The 13,571-nt window shown below is 72.1% G+C and carries 16 protein-coding genes; 3 read left to right on the top strand and 13 right to left on the bottom strand.

Annotated features, from left to right (window positions below; all coding sequences use genetic code 11):
• Positions 1-402: 402 nt before the first annotated feature.
• Genes phnN through phnG form a run of 8 tightly spaced genes read right to left on the bottom strand, consistent with a single transcriptional unit; the run spans position 403 to position 6,722 of the window.
• Positions 403-972, bottom strand: a complete 570-nt coding sequence (phnN, locus tag ASG40_RS03225) for a phosphonate metabolism protein/1,5-bisphosphokinase (PRPP-forming) PhnN (RefSeq protein ID WP_055880317.1) — start codon at positions 970-972, stop codon at positions 403-405.
• Entirely contained in the window at positions 972-2,114 is a 1,143-nt protein-coding gene (locus ASG40_RS03220) for an alpha-D-ribose 1-methylphosphonate 5-triphosphate diphosphatase (RefSeq protein ID WP_055880313.1), read from the bottom strand. The genes phnN and ASG40_RS03220 overlap by 1 nt, the downstream gene beginning before the upstream one ends.
• A 17-nt stretch (positions 2,115-2,131) precedes the next feature.
• Positions 2,132-2,866 carry a phosphonate C-P lyase system protein PhnL gene (phnL, locus tag ASG40_RS03215; RefSeq protein ID WP_443136574.1) on the bottom strand — a complete coding sequence of 245 codons (735 nt, stop codon included), beginning with the start codon at positions 2,864-2,866 and terminating at the stop codon, positions 2,132-2,134.
• Complete coding sequence (phnK, locus tag ASG40_RS03210) at positions 2,863-3,636, bottom strand: phosphonate C-P lyase system protein PhnK (RefSeq protein WP_055880306.1); 774 nt, start codon at positions 3,634-3,636, stop codon at positions 2,863-2,865. Before phnK ends, phnL begins: the two co-directional genes overlap by 4 nt.
• Entirely contained in the window at positions 3,633-4,508 is an 876-nt protein-coding gene (locus tag ASG40_RS03205) for an alpha-D-ribose 1-methylphosphonate 5-phosphate C-P-lyase PhnJ (RefSeq protein WP_055880303.1), read from the bottom strand. The genes phnK and ASG40_RS03205 overlap by 4 nt, the downstream gene beginning before the upstream one ends.
• Positions 4,505-5,614 carry a carbon-phosphorus lyase complex subunit PhnI gene (locus tag ASG40_RS03200; RefSeq protein ID WP_055880302.1) on the bottom strand — a complete coding sequence of 370 codons (1,110 nt, stop codon included), beginning with the start codon at positions 5,612-5,614 and terminating at the stop codon, positions 4,505-4,507. The genes ASG40_RS03205 and ASG40_RS03200 overlap by 4 nt, the downstream gene beginning before the upstream one ends.
• A 2-nt stretch (positions 5,615-5,616) precedes the next feature.
• Positions 5,617-6,279, bottom strand: coding sequence for a phosphonate C-P lyase system protein PhnH (phnH, locus tag ASG40_RS03195; RefSeq protein WP_082523862.1), 663 nt, complete (start codon positions 6,277-6,279; stop codon positions 5,617-5,619).
• Positions 6,279-6,722, bottom strand: a complete 444-nt coding sequence (gene phnG, locus ASG40_RS03190) for a phosphonate C-P lyase system protein PhnG (protein WP_274533815.1) — start codon at positions 6,720-6,722, stop codon at positions 6,279-6,281. The genes phnH and phnG overlap by 1 nt, the downstream gene beginning before the upstream one ends.
• A 110-nt stretch (positions 6,723-6,832) precedes the next feature.
• Between phnG and phnF the strand changes: the two genes are divergently transcribed.
• Complete coding sequence (phnF, locus tag ASG40_RS03185) at positions 6,833-7,579, top strand: phosphonate metabolism transcriptional regulator PhnF (RefSeq protein ID WP_055880300.1); 747 nt, start codon at positions 6,833-6,835, stop codon at positions 7,577-7,579.
• Between the two features lie 124 nt (positions 7,580-7,703).
• Here phnF and phnE (ASG40_RS03180) read toward each other — a convergent pair whose 3' ends face one another.
• The 5 genes from phnE (ASG40_RS03180) to ASG40_RS03160 form a co-directional block, all read right to left on the bottom strand.
• Positions 7,704-8,552, bottom strand: a complete 849-nt coding sequence (gene phnE, locus ASG40_RS03180) for a phosphonate ABC transporter, permease protein PhnE (RefSeq protein ID WP_055880292.1) — start codon at positions 8,550-8,552, stop codon at positions 7,704-7,706.
• Entirely contained in the window at positions 8,549-9,427 is an 879-nt protein-coding gene (gene phnE, locus ASG40_RS03175; protein WP_055880289.1) for a phosphonate ABC transporter, permease protein PhnE, read from the bottom strand. Before phnE (ASG40_RS03175) ends, phnE (ASG40_RS03180) begins: the two co-directional genes overlap by 4 nt.
• Before the next feature lie 53 nt (positions 9,428-9,480).
• Positions 9,481-10,407, bottom strand: coding sequence for a phosphonate ABC transporter substrate-binding protein (gene phnD / locus ASG40_RS03170; protein ID WP_055880286.1), 927 nt, complete (start codon positions 10,405-10,407; stop codon positions 9,481-9,483).
• 29 nt (positions 10,408-10,436) lie between these two features.
• Positions 10,437-11,234 carry a phosphonate ABC transporter ATP-binding protein gene (gene phnC, locus ASG40_RS03165; protein ID WP_055880283.1) on the bottom strand — a complete coding sequence of 266 codons (798 nt, stop codon included), beginning with the start codon at positions 11,232-11,234 and terminating at the stop codon, positions 10,437-10,439.
• 261 nt (positions 11,235-11,495) lie between these two features.
• Positions 11,496-12,161 (bottom strand): DUF1045 domain-containing protein, encoded by a 666-nt coding sequence (locus ASG40_RS03160; protein WP_055880279.1) that lies wholly within the window; start codon positions 12,159-12,161, stop codon positions 11,496-11,498.
• Between the two features lie 477 nt (positions 12,162-12,638).
• On the opposite strand from ASG40_RS03160, the gene ASG40_RS03155 reads away from it, so the two are divergent.
• On the top strand, positions 12,639-13,184 hold the full coding sequence (locus ASG40_RS03155) for a hypothetical protein (RefSeq protein ID WP_055880276.1): 546 nt from the start codon (positions 12,639-12,641) through the stop codon (positions 13,182-13,184).
• A 69-nt stretch (positions 13,185-13,253) separates the two neighbouring features.
• The gene (locus ASG40_RS03150; RefSeq protein WP_082523861.1) at positions 13,254-13,493 is read left to right on the top strand and encodes a hypothetical protein; all 240 of its coding nucleotides are present in this window, start codon (positions 13,254-13,256) and stop codon (positions 13,491-13,493) included.
• The last annotated feature ends 78 nt before the right edge of the window (positions 13,494-13,571 follow it).

Genomic DNA, 13,571 nt, shown 5'->3' with positions numbered 1-13,571 from the left:
GCCTATAGCCAACCAACGATGGTCGTTTGAGCGCGAATGCCGTGTCTGAACGCAGGCGGCAGTGGGACGTGGCCATTCCGTAGCCACGATTTACGACAGCGCCATGAATACGACGGCGCCATGAATACGACGGCGCCATGAATACGACAGCGCCATGAAACGGTCCTGGCGGCGCTGCGCGTGATCGATCGGGACGAGCGTGTCCGACGACGGTCCGGTTGGCCGGGTCATGCCGCCGCCGCGGCTTCGATGGCCCCGGGCGCGACCCCATCCCGAAGCGCCCCGACAGCGGCATCGCCACGGCACCTCGGGATGAGACGGTTTCCGCTTGGATCAAGCGGGAACCGTCTCACCGAGCCCGCGCGGCGCCCGAGGATGACCGACATCCGCGGTGCGAAGCCATCAGACGCAATTCGTGTGGGCACCCGGCCGCGCGCCGGCAACGCACGCGCGCAGATGCACCACGAGGCGGTCGGCCGCACCCTCTGCGTCGGCATCGTTATGGATCGTGCATTCGGCCTCGATCGGGATCGCGCGGTCGAGGCGGGCGCGCAGGTCGCCGTCCTCGGGGCGGCCGCGGGTCGCAAGGCGTCTGGCGAGAACCTCCGGCGAGGCCGTGACCTGCACGACGCTGACACGGGGCAGGGTGCGGCGCGCCTGCGAAACGATGCGACGGGACACGTTGCAGACGATCCAATGCCCGTCGTCCGCCTGCCTCACGGTCTCGGCGGGGATGGCGTAGCCGAGGCCGTGGGCGCGCCAATGAAGCGCGAAGGCATGCGCTTGCACGCCCATGTCGAAGGCGACGTCGTCGAGTTCGAGGTTGGCCTCGTGGGCGGAGGGGGGGCGGGTGACGAGCCGGCGCGGGAAGACGAAGCGGGGATCCCCCGCGAGGCGGTCGCGCGCCAGCCGCAGCAGGGTATCCTTGCCGGCCCCGCTCGGGCCGACGACGAGGACGAAGCCGCCCGCCATCACACCACCCGCTCGCCCGCACGCCAGACCTGGCGCACCACCGGCACCCCTCGGGCGAGGCGCACGCGGACGAGGTCGGCACGCAATCCCGGTTCCAACCGGCCGCGATCGGTGAGCCCGGTGGCTGTCGCGGGATTGGCCGTCACGGTGGCGATGGCCTCCGGCAGGGTGATGCCCGGGACCCGCTCGGGCAACGCGAAGGCCGCCATCAGCAGGCTCGCCGGTACGTAATCCGAGGACAGGATGCGCAGGGTGCCGGCCTCCGCCAGGGTTTGGGCCGCGACGTTGCCGGAATGCGAGCCGCCCCGGATCAGGTTGGGGGCGCCCATCATCACGGTGATGCCGGCTGCGTGCGAGGCCTCGGCCGCCTCCAGGGTGGTGGGGAACTCGGCGAGCGCCACTGATTCCTCGCGCGAGAGCGCCACGTCGGCCAGGGTGGTGTCGTCGTGGCTGGCCAGCGGAATCCCGCGTTCGCGCGCCAGAGCGACGAGGGCGGGCCGGTTCACCGCGTTGAGGGCGCGGCCGTCGCGCATCTTGCGCTCGGTGTTGAGCTTGATCTCCTCCAGCGATCGACCGCCGCGCCCGGCATAGACGTAGTACTTGGCCACGTCCCGGAACTGGCGCTGGCCCGGCGTGTGGTCCATCAGCGACAGGAGCCCGATGCTGTAGCGCTCCGCGAACGCCCGCACGGTGTCCACCACGTCGGGGCTAGGGATCTCGCAGCGCAGGTGCGTGCGGTGCTCGGCCCGGAACAGGTCCGCCCCTTGCGCCTCCGCCAGGGCGGCGGCGAGGAGCTCCAGTTCGGTGCCCAGCCCGCTGCCGTCCGGGTCGGTGCCGGCGCGCAGGGAATCGAACACCGTGGTGATGCCCGAGGCCGCGATCTGCGCGTCGTAGGCCAGCACCGCCCCGAGGGGGTGCCAGCGCACGCCCGGACGCGGCGCGTAGTGGCTCTCCAGATGGTCGGTGTGGAGCTCGACGAGCCCCGGGACGATGGTGTCGCCGCCGCAGTCGAGGCCGCGCTCCGGGGCCGTGCCGGTGCCGATCTCGGCGATGCGCCCGTCGACCACGGCGAGCCAGCCGGTCTCGACCCGGTCGGGGCGCACCAGGCGCGCGTTCTCGAGGATCTCGACCCGGTCCGTCATGCGTGCGTGTTCCCGTTTCATGCGGCCATCGCCCCGCGAAAGGCCGCGACGTCGACGATGCGGGTCGCCACCGCCTCGCGGACATCGGCGTCGTGGAAGATCCCGAGGATGCCGGCACCCGCCGCGCGCTTCTCGGCGACGAGGTCGACCACCACGGCCCGGTTCCGGGCATCCAGCGAGGCGGTGGGCTCGTCGAGGAGCAGGATGGGCCGGTCGGCGATCAGCCCGCGGGCGATGTTGACCCGCTGCTGCTCGCCCCCCGAGAAGGTGGCGGGCGGCAGCGCCCACAGGCGCTCGGGCATGTTGAGGCGCGCGAGCAGGTCGGCGGCGCGGGCACGGGCGACCTCCGGCGCCAGGCCCCCCTCGATGCCGGCGGCCTCCACCACGGCGCGGGCGCCGACGCGGGGGATCACGCGCAGGAACTGCGAGACGTAGGCCAGCGTGGTACGACGCAGCCTCAGGATCTCGCGGGGTGCCGCGGCGGCCAGGTCGACGGTGCGGTCGCCGTCGCGGACCCGGATGGCACCCGTGGCGCAGCGGTAGTTGCCGTAGGCCATCTTGAGGAGCGAGGATTTGCCGGCCCCCGAGGCGCCGCCGAGCACGACGCATTCGCCCGGATGGACCGTCAGCGTCGCCCCCGCGACGACGGGGAGCACCGTCCCGCCGCGCAGGTGCAGGGTGAAGCTCTTGGCGACGTCCTGGAAGGCGAGGAGCGGCGGGGTGAGAAGCGGCGTCATGTGGAGCGGCGTCATGCGGCCAGCACCGAGGAGACGAGGAGCTGGGTATAGGCGGCCTGCGGGTCGTCGAGGACCTGGTCGGTGAGGCCGGTCTCGATCACCCGGCCCGCCCGCATGACGAGGACGCGGTGCGAGAGCAGGCGCGCCACGGCGAGATCGTGGGTGACGATGATCACCGCCAGGCCGAGTTCGGCCACCAGCCCCCGGATCATGTCGAGGAGGCGGGCCTGGACCGAGACGTCGAGGCCCGAGGTCGGCTCGTCCATGAGCACGAGGCGGGGTGCGGTCACGAGGTTGCGGGCGATCTGCAGGCGCTGGCGCATGCCGCCGGAGAAGCGCGTCGGCGGGTCGTCGACCCGGTCGGGCGCGATCTCGACGCGGGCGAGCCAGTCGAGGGCGGTGGCGCGGATGCGGCCGTAATGGCGGTCTCCCACACCCATCAGGCGCTCGCCGACATTGCCCCCGGCCGAGACCGCCATGCGCAGGCCCTGCGTCGCGTCCTGGCGCACGAAGCCCCAGTCGGTGCGCATCAGGGCCCGGCGCTCGGCCTCGCTCAGGTCGGCGAGGTCGCGGGTGGCACCGTCGCGCATGCGGTAGGAGACGGCGCCGGCATCGGCCGCGACCTCGCCCGCGATCAGCGAGAGCAGGGTCGACTTGCCGGAGCCCGATTCGCCCACCACCGCCAGCACCTCGCCGGGATCGAGGGAAAAGCCGATGCCGTCGCAGGCGAGGCGCCGGCCGTAGCGCTTGGTCAGCCCCTCGACCGTGAGCAGGGGTTCGGTCATGACGCCTCTCCCGCGTGGCCGTCGGCGCGGCGGGTCTCGCAATGGTCGGTGTCCGAGCAGGCGAACATCCGGCCGCCGGCATCGTCGAGCACGACCTCGTCGAGGTAGACGGCGCGCGCCCCGCAGAGGGCGCAGGGGCGCTCGAAGCTCTGGACCCGGAAGGGATGGTCCTCGAAGTCGAGGCTGCGCACCCGCGTGTAGGGCGGGATCGCGTAGATGCGCTTCTCGCGGCCCGCGCCGAAGAGCTGGAGCGCGGGACAATCGTCCATCTTCGGGTTGTCGAACTTCGGAGTCGGCGAGGGATCCATCACGTAGCGGCCGGCCACCTCCACCGGGTAGGCGTAGGTGGTGGCGATGTGCCCGTGGCGGGCGATGTCCTCGTAGAGCTTGACGTGCATCAGGCCGTATTCGGCGAGCGCATGGAGCTGGCGCGTCTCGGTCTCGCGCGGCTCGAGGAAGCGCAGGGGTTCGGGGATCGGCACCTGGTAGACCAGCACCTGCCCCTCGGACAGCGGCGCCTCGGGGATGCGGTGGCGGGTCTGGATCACGCTCGCCTCCGCCGTGCGCGTCGTGGTGGCGATCCCCGCCGCGGCGGTGAAGAAGCGGCGGATCGAGACGGCGTTGGTGGTGTCGTCGGCGCCCTGGTCGATCACCTTGAGCACGTCCGACGCACCCAGGATCGCGGCCGTGACCTGCACGCCGCCGGTGCCCCAGCCGTAGGGCATCGGCATCTCGCGGGCGGCGAACGGCACCTGATAGCCGGGGATCGCGATGGCCTTCAGGATGGCACGGCGGATCATCCGCTTCGTGCCCTCGTCGAGATAGGCGAAGTTGTAGCCGCTGCCGGCGGAGACCGTGACGCGCGCGTTCATTCGGCGGCCTCCCGCTGGACGGGTTCCTCGAGCGCGCGCGCGCCGTGCTCGGCACGCAGGCGCCGGACGAGGTCGAGTTCGGCCTGGAAGTCGACGTAGTGCGGCAGCTTCATGTGCTCGACGAAGCCCGTCGCCTGCAGGCTGTCGCAATGGGCCAGCACGAATTCCTGGTCCTGGGCGGGCACCACCACGGCTTCGCCGAGTTCGGCGGCGCGCAGGGAACGGTCGACGAGCGCCATGGCCATGGCCTTGCGCTCGCCCTGGCCGAAGACGAGGCCGTAGCCCCGGGTGAATTGCGGCGGCACCGGGCCGTTCCCGTGGAACTGGTTGATCATCTGGCACTCGGTCATGTCCACCGAACCGAGGCCGACGGAAAAGCCGAGTTCCTCCGGCGTGACCTCGAGCTCCACCGCGCCGACCCGGATCTCGCCGACGAAGGGGTGGGTGCGGCCGTAGCCGCGCTGCGTCGAGTAGCCGAGCGCCAGGATGAAGCCCTCGTCGCCGCGTGCCAGCGCCTGGAGCCGCACCGCGCGGTCGGCCGGGTAGTCCACCGGCTCGCGGGTGAGGTCGCCGATCGGCGCGCCCAGATCCTCCGGCGAGGGTTCGAGCAGGCCGGCCCGGCCGAGGAGATCGGTGACGCGCGGGCAGGCGGCGGCGTCAGCGGCCGGCTCGGCCTCGGCGGCGGGCTCGGGAGCGGTCCCGTCGCCGAGGGAAAAGTCCACGAGGCGGTGGGTATAGTCGAAGGTCGGGCCGAGCACCTGCCCGCCGGGCAGGTCCTTGAAGGTGGCGGAGATCCGGCGGCTCAGGGTCATCGCGCCGGTATCGACCGGCTCCGTCGCACCCAGGCGCGGCAGCGTGGTGCGGTAGGCGCGCACCAGGAACACCGCCTCGATCACGTCGCCGCGCGCCTGCTTCAGGGCCAGGGCCGCCAGATCGGGGTCGTAGAGGGAGCCCTCCGTCATCACCCGGTCGACGAGGAGGCGCATCTGCTCGCGGATCTGCGCCACGCTCATGTCGGGCACGGCGGGGTCGCCGCGCCGGGTCTCGGCCAGCAGCCGGTGGGCGTTGTCGATGGCGGCCTCGCCACCCTTCACGGCGACATACACGGTCAGGCCTCCGGGGCGAGCGGACGGGCGGAGCGGGGCAGCGCGGCCAGCCGTCCGGCCGCGACGAACAGGAGGTCGAGCCCTTGCGGGAAGCCGGCATGGTTGTGAGCCAGCCGCGAGGGCCAGTCCGCGGGCAGGGGGGCCGCGTCGAGCCGGGCCGTGCCCCGGATGCCCGGCCCTTCGAAGGCGAGGCCCTTCTCGTCCGACAGGGCCGCGACGGCGAGGACCAGGGTGGCGGAGGCGTCCGGATAGGCGAGGGAGCCTTGGGCGAACGCGGTGAAGGCCGGGCAGCGGCCGGGATCGGCGATCAGCGCGAAGGCCGCCTGGGCCGGCTCCGCGACGATCGGCGCCCCGGTGTGGAAGCGCAGGAAGCCCGCGACCGCCGGATCGGTCCGCAAGGGAGCGTCGAGCCAGACCGGCGTGTCGGCATCGGCCAGCGCCAGCGCCAGGGCGGCGAGCTCGGGCGTGAGCGGGGCAGGGGGCATCAGGGTCGTGACGAGGGGGAGGAGGCGGCCGGGCCGGCTCAGGGCCTCCATCGCGGCGCGAAACACCGCCTGCCCCTCGTGGACGGGGTCGGCGAAGCCATGGGCGAGAGGTTGGCCGTGGGCGAGAGGTTGGCCGTGGGCGAGAGGTTGCGCGAGAGCTTGGACGTGAGGCTGGGCCATCAATCCTCTCCCCGCGCCAGGGTGAAGAAGTTCACCCGCGTCGCCGCGACCTTGCGGGCGGCCAAAGCCGCCGCCTCGGCCCGGCGCTCGGCGATGGCCGCCAGGGCCGCCTCGAGGGCGGGCCTCGCCTCCGGGCGCTGCCAGTGCGCGTCGAGGATGGCGGCGAGGCGGGCCCGCGTCCGGTCGCGTCCGAGCTGGTAGGCGAACCCCGTCTCGCCGCCGGGCAGGCGCACCGCCGCCCGGGTCACCGTGGCCTCGCCGGCATTGAAGGGCCGGCCGTCGCCGCCGATGCGCCCGCGCACCATGACGAGGCCGGTCTCCGGCGCCCGCAGATCCTCCGCCTCCGGCGTGAGGCCGGCCTGCGCCAGGGCCTCGCGCAACTCGCCTTCCGTCGCGGTGCCCGCCCGCGCCATCGCGCGCCGGCGCATCGCGAGGTCTGGCATCCCGGGATCAGGTGGTGTTTGGCTGGCGCTCGGCATCGGGGCCTCTCTTCCAACATGTCTATATGTATAGACATGTGGATCGATAAGCACAACGGATTTTCGATCACGTCATGCAGGATGCGAGCGACACGGGCGTGACGGCCCTCCAGCGCGGGGGCGGCCTCGCCGCCTGGCGCCAGATCGCGGATGCGCTGGGCCATGCCATCCACAGCGGCGAATTCGCCGCCGGGGCGCAGCTTCCCGCCGAGTCGGCGCTGGCCGCGCGTTTCGGCGTGAACCGCCACACCGTGCGCCGGGCGCTCGGCGTGCTCGCCGAGGGCGGGCTGGTGCGGACGTCCCAGGGCAAGGGCACCTTCGTGGAGCAGGGGCCGCTCACCTACCCGATCGGCCCCCGGACCCGGTTCTCCGAGATCGTCTCGCGGGCCGGCCGCGAGGCCTGGGGCGACCTCGTCTCGGCCGCCGCCGTGCCGGCGGATGCGGAGTGGGCGGAGGCCCTCGGGCTCGCCCCCGGCGCCCCCATCCTCGAACTCCTGACGCGCCACCTGGCCGACGGCGCCCCGATCTCGACGGCGCGGACCTGCCTGCCGCTGCCGCGCTTTTCCGGCTTCGACGCCGCCTACGCCGACTGCGGCTCGATCACCCGCGCCTATGCGCGGTTCGGCGTGGCCGACTACACCCGGCTCTCGACGCGGATCGGCGCGCGCCCCGCCACGGCGGCGGAGGCCGGGCGCCTCGACATCGCCCCCGGCCGCACCGTGATCGCGCTGACCAGCGTGAACGTGGACGGGGAGGGCCGGCGCATCCAGGCCACCCGCAGCCTGTTCGCCGCCGACCGGGTCGAGCTGGTGGTGGAGTAGGCGCGAACCTGCCCGGGTCCCTGGTCCGTCGCAGGTCTTCTCCGTCGCAGGTCCTCCCCGTCGCAGGTCTTCCCCGTCGCAGCTCTTCCGTCGCAGAACCGGCGACCGCTTTCGCGAAGCCCGCCTAGCGTGCCGTTCCGATCAGCGCCCGGCGCAGGCGCCCGGAGACGGCGTCGATGGCCGCGACGGTGACGAGGATCATCAGGATCAGGAAGGCGACCTGGCGCAGTTCGAGGACGCGGATCAGCTCGGTGAGGTACTGGCCGATTCCGCCCGCGCCGACGATGCCGATGATGGTGGCCGAGCGGGTGTTCGACTCGAAGAAGTACAGCACCTGGCTGCCGAGCACCGGCAGCACCGCCGGGATGAGGCCGAAGCGGATGCGGTGCAGTTCGGCGCCGCCCGATGCGCAGACGCCCTCGCCGGCCTTGGCGTCGACGGTCTCGACGGCCTCCGAGAACAGCTTGCCCAGCGCCCCGAAATCCGCGCAGGCGATGGCAAGCGCGCCCGCGAAGGGCCCGAGCCCGACGACGTTGATCCAGATCAAAGCCCAGATCAGCACGTCGACGGAGCGCATCACGTCGAGGCCGCGCCGGATCGTGAAGTGCACGAAGGGGTTCGGCACGACGTTGCGGGCGGCGAGGAACGCCACCGGAAAGGCGAGCAGCGCCGCCGTCAGCGTGCCGATGAAGGCGATGCCGAGGGTCTCGGCCAGCGCCCGCAGGAAGGTCCAGGCCTGTCCGGCCGGATCGGGCGGCAGCATCATCAGGCTGAATTCGCCGAGCCGCCCGAGGCCGGCGAGGAGGCGCACGGCGGAGAAGTCGAGCCGCACCATCGCGTAGCCCGCGACGGCGATAAGCCCGGCGACCGCGAGGCAGGCCAGGAGCCGGGGCCCCCGGGCCGGCCGGAAGGTCTCGGGATAGCGCTGGCGCAACGCCGCGATCTCGGCCGGGTTCGGGTCGCGGGGCGTCATCGCAGGCCTCCGAGGAGGTGATGGCGCAGGCGCTCGGTCCCGAGGTCGATCGCCATCACGGTGAGGATGATCAGGACCAGGATCGCGCTGACGTCCGCGTAGTAGAAGTTGCGGATCGCCACGAGGAGCTCCTGCCCGATGCCGCCGGCGCCCACGAACCCCATCACGCCCGCGCCCCGCACGTTGATCTCGAAGCGCAGCAGCCCGTAGGAGACGAAGTTCGAGAGCACCTGCGGCAGCACGGCGAAGCGCAGGGTCTCGATGCGGCCGGCACCCGCGGCGGTGAGGCTCTCCACCGGCTTCAGGTCGATGTTCTCGATCACCTCGGCGAACAGCTTGCCCAGCGCCCCCGTGGTGTGGATCGCCAGGGCCAGCACGCCCACCATCGGCCCGAGGCCGAAGGCGATGACGAAGATCAGCGCGAACACGATCTCCGGCACCGTCCGGCAGAATTCGAGGATGCGCCGGACGAGGAAGCATCCGGTCCGGCTGCGCGCCACGTTGCCGGCGGCGGCAAAGCACAGGAGAAAACCGCCGATGGCCCCGAGCAGGGTGCCGAGATAGGCCATCAGGAGGGTCTCGCCGAGGAGCGCGAGCCATTTCGGCCAGCCCCAGTACCATTCGGCGAGGTCGCCCCCGAGGTTCCCGAGGGTCAGGGCCGGCAGGATCTGGGCGATGTAGTCGGTGAACTTCCCGATGTTCGCAGCCAGCACCCCGGGGCGCACCTCGGCGGCCTGCGCGGCGAGCCCCGTGAGGACGACGAGCACCGCGAGGCCGACCCAGACCCGACGCCGGCTCGCCGCGACGGCGCCGTCATAGGCCTGCGCCAGGGCGGCGGCGCGGTCGGGGGGCAGGGGGCTGACGGTCTCAAGCACGGGGATCGGCCGGCACGGACCCGTGCGGCCCGGATCGGGGCCTGCAACCCGCATCAGGACTTGCGACGCTGCTCGTCGTTGAACTTCAGCATCTCGATGACCGGCTGGTAGTCCTTCAGGGTCACGGGGGCGAGGCCGAGGTCCTTGCCGTCCGAGAGCCGGTCGAAGGCCGCCTTGTCGGCCTTCGGCAGGTCCACCAGGGCCTGGCGGACCTTCGCCTTGAGGTCGTCGGGCAGGCTCGCCAGCATGGCGAAGGGGCCCTCGGGCAGGAAGTCGGACTTGAAGACCACGCGGAAATCGGCCTGCGTCATGGCTGAGCCGTCGGGCTTCTTGAGCATGCCCTTGGCGGCCATGCGGGTGACCATGGTGTCGGTGTCGGTGTTGTAGAGGTTGGCGGCGGCGTCCACCGTCCCCTGGACGAGGGCGAGAACGGCGTTCTCGTGGCTGCCGGCATAGACGGTCTTGCCGAAGAACGCGTCCACCGGGTAGCCGGCCTTGTGCAGGAAGAACCGCGGCGCCTGGTTGCCGGAGGTGGAGTTGGGATCGACCAGGGCGAGGTTCTTGCCCTTCAGGTCGGCGATCGTCTTGTACGGGCTGTCGGCGCGCACGTAGATCACCGAGTAGTAGCCCAAGGCGCCGGTGTCGTGCGTCTGGTTGACGATGGGCTCGACCTTCACGCCGGTCATCACCGCGCGGGCGAAGGAGGCGGGGCCGTAGAAGGCGAGCTGGGCGTTGCCCGCGCGCTGGCTCTCGATCACGGCGGCGTAGTCGTTGGCGATGCGCAGCTTGACCGGCACGCCGAGGCTCTTGGTCAGGTAGGCGGTCAGCGGCGCGTAGCGGTCGCTCGTGCCGGAGGCGTTCTCGGCCGGGATCACCGCCAGGGTCAGCTCCGGATAGGCCGCCTTCCAATCCTGCGCGGCGGCGGGCAGGGCGAGGAGGGCGAGCGCGAGGGCGCCGGCGAGGGTGCGACGGTTCAGCATGGGATTCTTCCGAAGGCGTCCGGGACGGATCAGGCGACGAGGGCGGTGGGGTAGGCCTTGAGGACGGGCGCGGGCGCGTCGAGCACCTCGCCGGCCTCGAGCCCGTAGAGCTGGCGGGCGACGTCCTCGGTGAGGTCGGCCGGCGCGCCGTCGAACACGAGGCGCCCGTCGGCGAGGCCGACCAGGCGGTCGCAGTAGCTGCGGGCCAGATCCAGGGAATGCAGGTTGCACAGCACGGTGATGCCGTGGCGGCGGTTGGCCTCGGCCAGCGCGTCCATGACGATCCGGGTGTTGCGCGGATCGAGGGAGGCCACGGGCTCGTCGGCCAGGATGAGATCGGGGGCCTGCATCATCGCCCGCGCGATGGCGACGCGCTGCTGCTGGCCGCCGGAGAGCTGGTCGGCCCGGTGGCCGGCAAAATCGCCCATGCCGAAGTCGTCGAGGGCGGCGAGCGCCAGGGCGCGCTCACGCTCCGACCAGAGCTTGAGGAGCGAGCGGTGCCTGGGCACCTCCCAGAGGCGCCCCATCAGCACGTTGCTCAGGACGTCGAGGCGGCCGACCAGGTGGAACTGCTGGAAGATCATGGCGCTGCGGGCCCGCCAGCGCCGCAGGTCGCGGCCGCGCAGGGCCGTGACGTCGAGGCCGTCGAACAGGATGCGCCCGCCGGTCGGTTCGACGAGGCGGTTGATCATCCGCAGCAGGGTCGACTTGCCCGCGCCCGAGCGCCCGATGACACCGACGAAGCGGCCGCGCGGGATGGCGAGGGAGACGCGGTCCACCGCACGGCGATCGCCGTAACGACGGATCAGATCTTCGAGAACCAGCATGAGACTGTCCGGCAGGAGCGATGAACCACGGTAAACCCGCCCCGCACGACAGAGGAATGACAGTTGTCCGGCTAATGATGAGCCGGTACTCTTGTGCTTGCGGTTCGAGGCGATCGGGCAGACCTTGCCGATCGTCGCGTGGTTCGTCTGACCCGTCCTCGACGATATCGGGAACCGTCGTCGAGGACCGTCTCGCTCAGCCGCGAGCGGGCGCCGACCTGCGTGTCGCGGCCGGGGCGGTTCGAGGCCCTCGCATGCGCCTCAAGGCGCGAAAGGAATACGGCGCAAGAGCCGGAATGGATCGGCGCCGTCCTGGACGACCACGCTCAGGGCGTCGATCACCAGGTCCGGCAGGTCCGCAGCGGCCTCCGTCAGCAGCGGCAGGATCACGGCCCTGTCCTCGGGGCCGAGGCGGCCGGTCAGCGTCATGTGAAACCCAAACTCCTCGAAGACGTGCGGGTAGCCCCAACGCTCCAGCAGCGCCCGCCCCCGCGGGTCGAGGCGCTCGGGGTGGCGCCGGACGCGCTCGGCTGCCGAGAGGGGGGCCCGCAGCGGGTCGAGGGCGGCCACGCATTCGGCGGCCAGCAGGCCGAGGGCCGGCGGCGGCGACTCCGGCACCAGGGCGGCGACATGTCCGAGCGCGGCGACGCGCAGCGAGCCGACAGGCAGAGGCGGTCGATGGGCAGCGAGGGCCTCGGCCGCCGCCAGGAGATCGGCTTCCGTCACGCCCGGGCCGAGGCGCCACGGCGCCTTCATCGTGGCGTGGAAGCCGTAGACGCGCGGCTCCTCGGTCCTGGCGGCAAGGAGGGCCCGGAGCGTGGTCGGCCCCAACGTCGGCACGGCGCCGAGGACCGCGTCGCCGAAGGCGGCGAGAGCCGTCCCCGGTGCGGGGGTGAAGTACAGGGCATATCGGACGGTTCGGTCCAAAGGAGCTCTTCCCCGGCGGTGTAAGAGGCGCCGCTGCGCTCATAATCCGCAGCCCGGACGCTCGTGTGACGATGTCGAGACCGCAGCAAGGAGCGCTCCAGCACAGGCGCGCCGACCTGTCGAGGTTCCCCGCGAGGACGAGACGCGGGTGTCGACGGCGATCCTCGTCACCCTCCAGCATCCTTGCCGGCCTCAATCGCCCTCGTGACGAGGAGCGTTCTCGTGAGCTCCAACACGTTGTATGGAGGGCCACGGCTCGGCACCGATCTCGCTCCCGCGGGGTGCGGCGGTGGTGCCCGCCAGCGGTCGCTCTCGCGTCGATCGGCAAGACGCGATGCCGCAAGAATCGCGCTGCATCGGCCACATCCTGACATCCCGGGGCCTCTTGATCACACGTCGCGTCATCTCGGTCATGAGGCGGTCGACAGGTCGATCCTGTCCGGCGACGCCATGGCCATTCGCCCTCGTCGTCCGTCGATGACCGATCCGTCCGCCGCGCCGCTCGGGACCGCCGGGCTCGTGACGCTGCTGACGGACCGGCTCCTGGCCGGGCCGAGCGCGACCGCCGTCCTCGAGGAATGGTGCCACGAGCGCGGGCTGTCGGCCGGCGGTTCCAGCCTGTGCGCCGTGCCGGTGACGGCGGCGGCGCGGGCGCCCTCCGCCCAGCAGTGCGAGCGCCTCGGCGTCGGCTCGCCGGACCTCGTGCGCTACCGCCGGGTGCGGCTCACCTGCGGCGCCCACGTCCTGTCGGAGGCGCAGAACTGGTACGTGCCCGAACGCCTCACGCCGGGCATGAACCGGGTCCTCGACACCACGGCCACGCCCTTCGGCCGTGCCGTCCATGCCCTGGCGCCGCAGCGTCGCAATCTGTCGCTGGAGCGGCTGTGGACGCAAACGGCGGGGCGGCCCGGTCCCGCCACGGCGCTCTTCGCGATCCATGCCGTGCTCAGCACCGCCGACGGCGTCCCGTTCTGCGAGGTGGTGGAGACCTATCGCGGGGCGATCCTCGCCGATGGGGGATGACGCCGCACGCCCCTGCATCGGGCCGCCGATCGGTGGTAGGATGGCGGGGCAACGGAGACCCGTCCCCCCATGATCGCCAAGCTCGCCGCCTCGACCGCCGTCCTCCTCCTGCTGGCCGCCGCGCCCGCCTCCGCCATGAGCTGCTGCGGCGCGAAGGGCGGCAAGGCGGGGGCCATGTGCGGCCGGGGCGATATGGCCATGAAAGACGGGGGCATGAAGCACGGTGGGATGAAGCACGGCTCGGCCAAGGGCACGAAGGCGGCCTGCTGCTGCGAGGGCATGGGCGGCCGGATGAGCCGGCGCGGCTGAGGCCGCACCCCGCGTTGGGTGCGTCGTGGATGCCACACGTTCCGGTGAGCGTGCCGTGACCGAACCTGTGCGCGATTG

It is taken from the genome of Methylobacterium sp. Leaf399, from assembly GCF_001424525.1.
Lineage (GTDB): Bacteria > Pseudomonadota > Alphaproteobacteria > Rhizobiales > Beijerinckiaceae > Methylobacterium.
Note: the sequence above shows the minus strand (reverse complement) of the source record. Positions and strands in the feature narration are given on the sequence as shown.

Excerpts from the sequence above, each read along its gene's own strand:
- phnN (WP_055880317.1), bottom strand. The coding sequence starts at position 972 with ATGGCGGGCGGCTTCGTCCTCGTCGTCGGCCCGAGCGGGGCCGGCAAG.
- ASG40_RS03220 (WP_055880313.1), bottom strand. The coding sequence starts at position 2,114 with ATGACGGACCGGGTCGAGATCCTCGAGAACGCGCGCCTGGTGCGCCCC.
- phnL (WP_443136574.1), bottom strand. The coding sequence starts at position 2,866 with ATGACGCCGCTCCACATGACGCCGCTTCTCACCCCGCCGCTCCTCGCC.
- phnK (WP_055880306.1), bottom strand. The coding sequence starts at position 3,636 with ATGACCGAACCCCTGCTCACGGTCGAGGGGCTGACCAAGCGCTACGGC.
- ASG40_RS03205 (WP_055880303.1), bottom strand. The coding sequence starts at position 4,508 with ATGAACGCGCGCGTCACGGTCTCCGCCGGCAGCGGCTACAACTTCGCC.
- phnH (WP_082523862.1), bottom strand. The coding sequence starts at position 6,279 with ATGGCCCAGCCTCACGTCCAAGCTCTCGCGCAACCTCTCGCCCACGGC.
- phnG (WP_274533815.1), bottom strand. The coding sequence starts at position 6,722 with ATGCCAGACCTCGCGATGCGCCGGCGCGCGATGGCGCGGGCGGGCACC.
- phnF (WP_055880300.1), top strand. The coding sequence starts at position 6,833 with ATGCAGGATGCGAGCGACACGGGCGTGACGGCCCTCCAGCGCGGGGGC.
- phnE (WP_055880292.1), bottom strand. The coding sequence starts at position 8,552 with ATGACGCCCCGCGACCCGAACCCGGCCGAGATCGCGGCGTTGCGCCAG.
- phnD (WP_055880286.1), bottom strand. The coding sequence starts at position 10,407 with ATGCTGAACCGTCGCACCCTCGCCGGCGCCCTCGCGCTCGCCCTCCTC.
- phnC (WP_055880283.1), bottom strand. The coding sequence starts at position 11,234 with ATGCTGGTTCTCGAAGATCTGATCCGTCGTTACGGCGATCGCCGTGCG.
- ASG40_RS03155 (WP_055880276.1), top strand. The coding sequence starts at position 12,639 with ATGACCGATCCGTCCGCCGCGCCGCTCGGGACCGCCGGGCTCGTGACG.
- ASG40_RS03150 (WP_082523861.1), top strand. The coding sequence starts at position 13,254 with ATGATCGCCAAGCTCGCCGCCTCGACCGCCGTCCTCCTCCTGCTGGCC.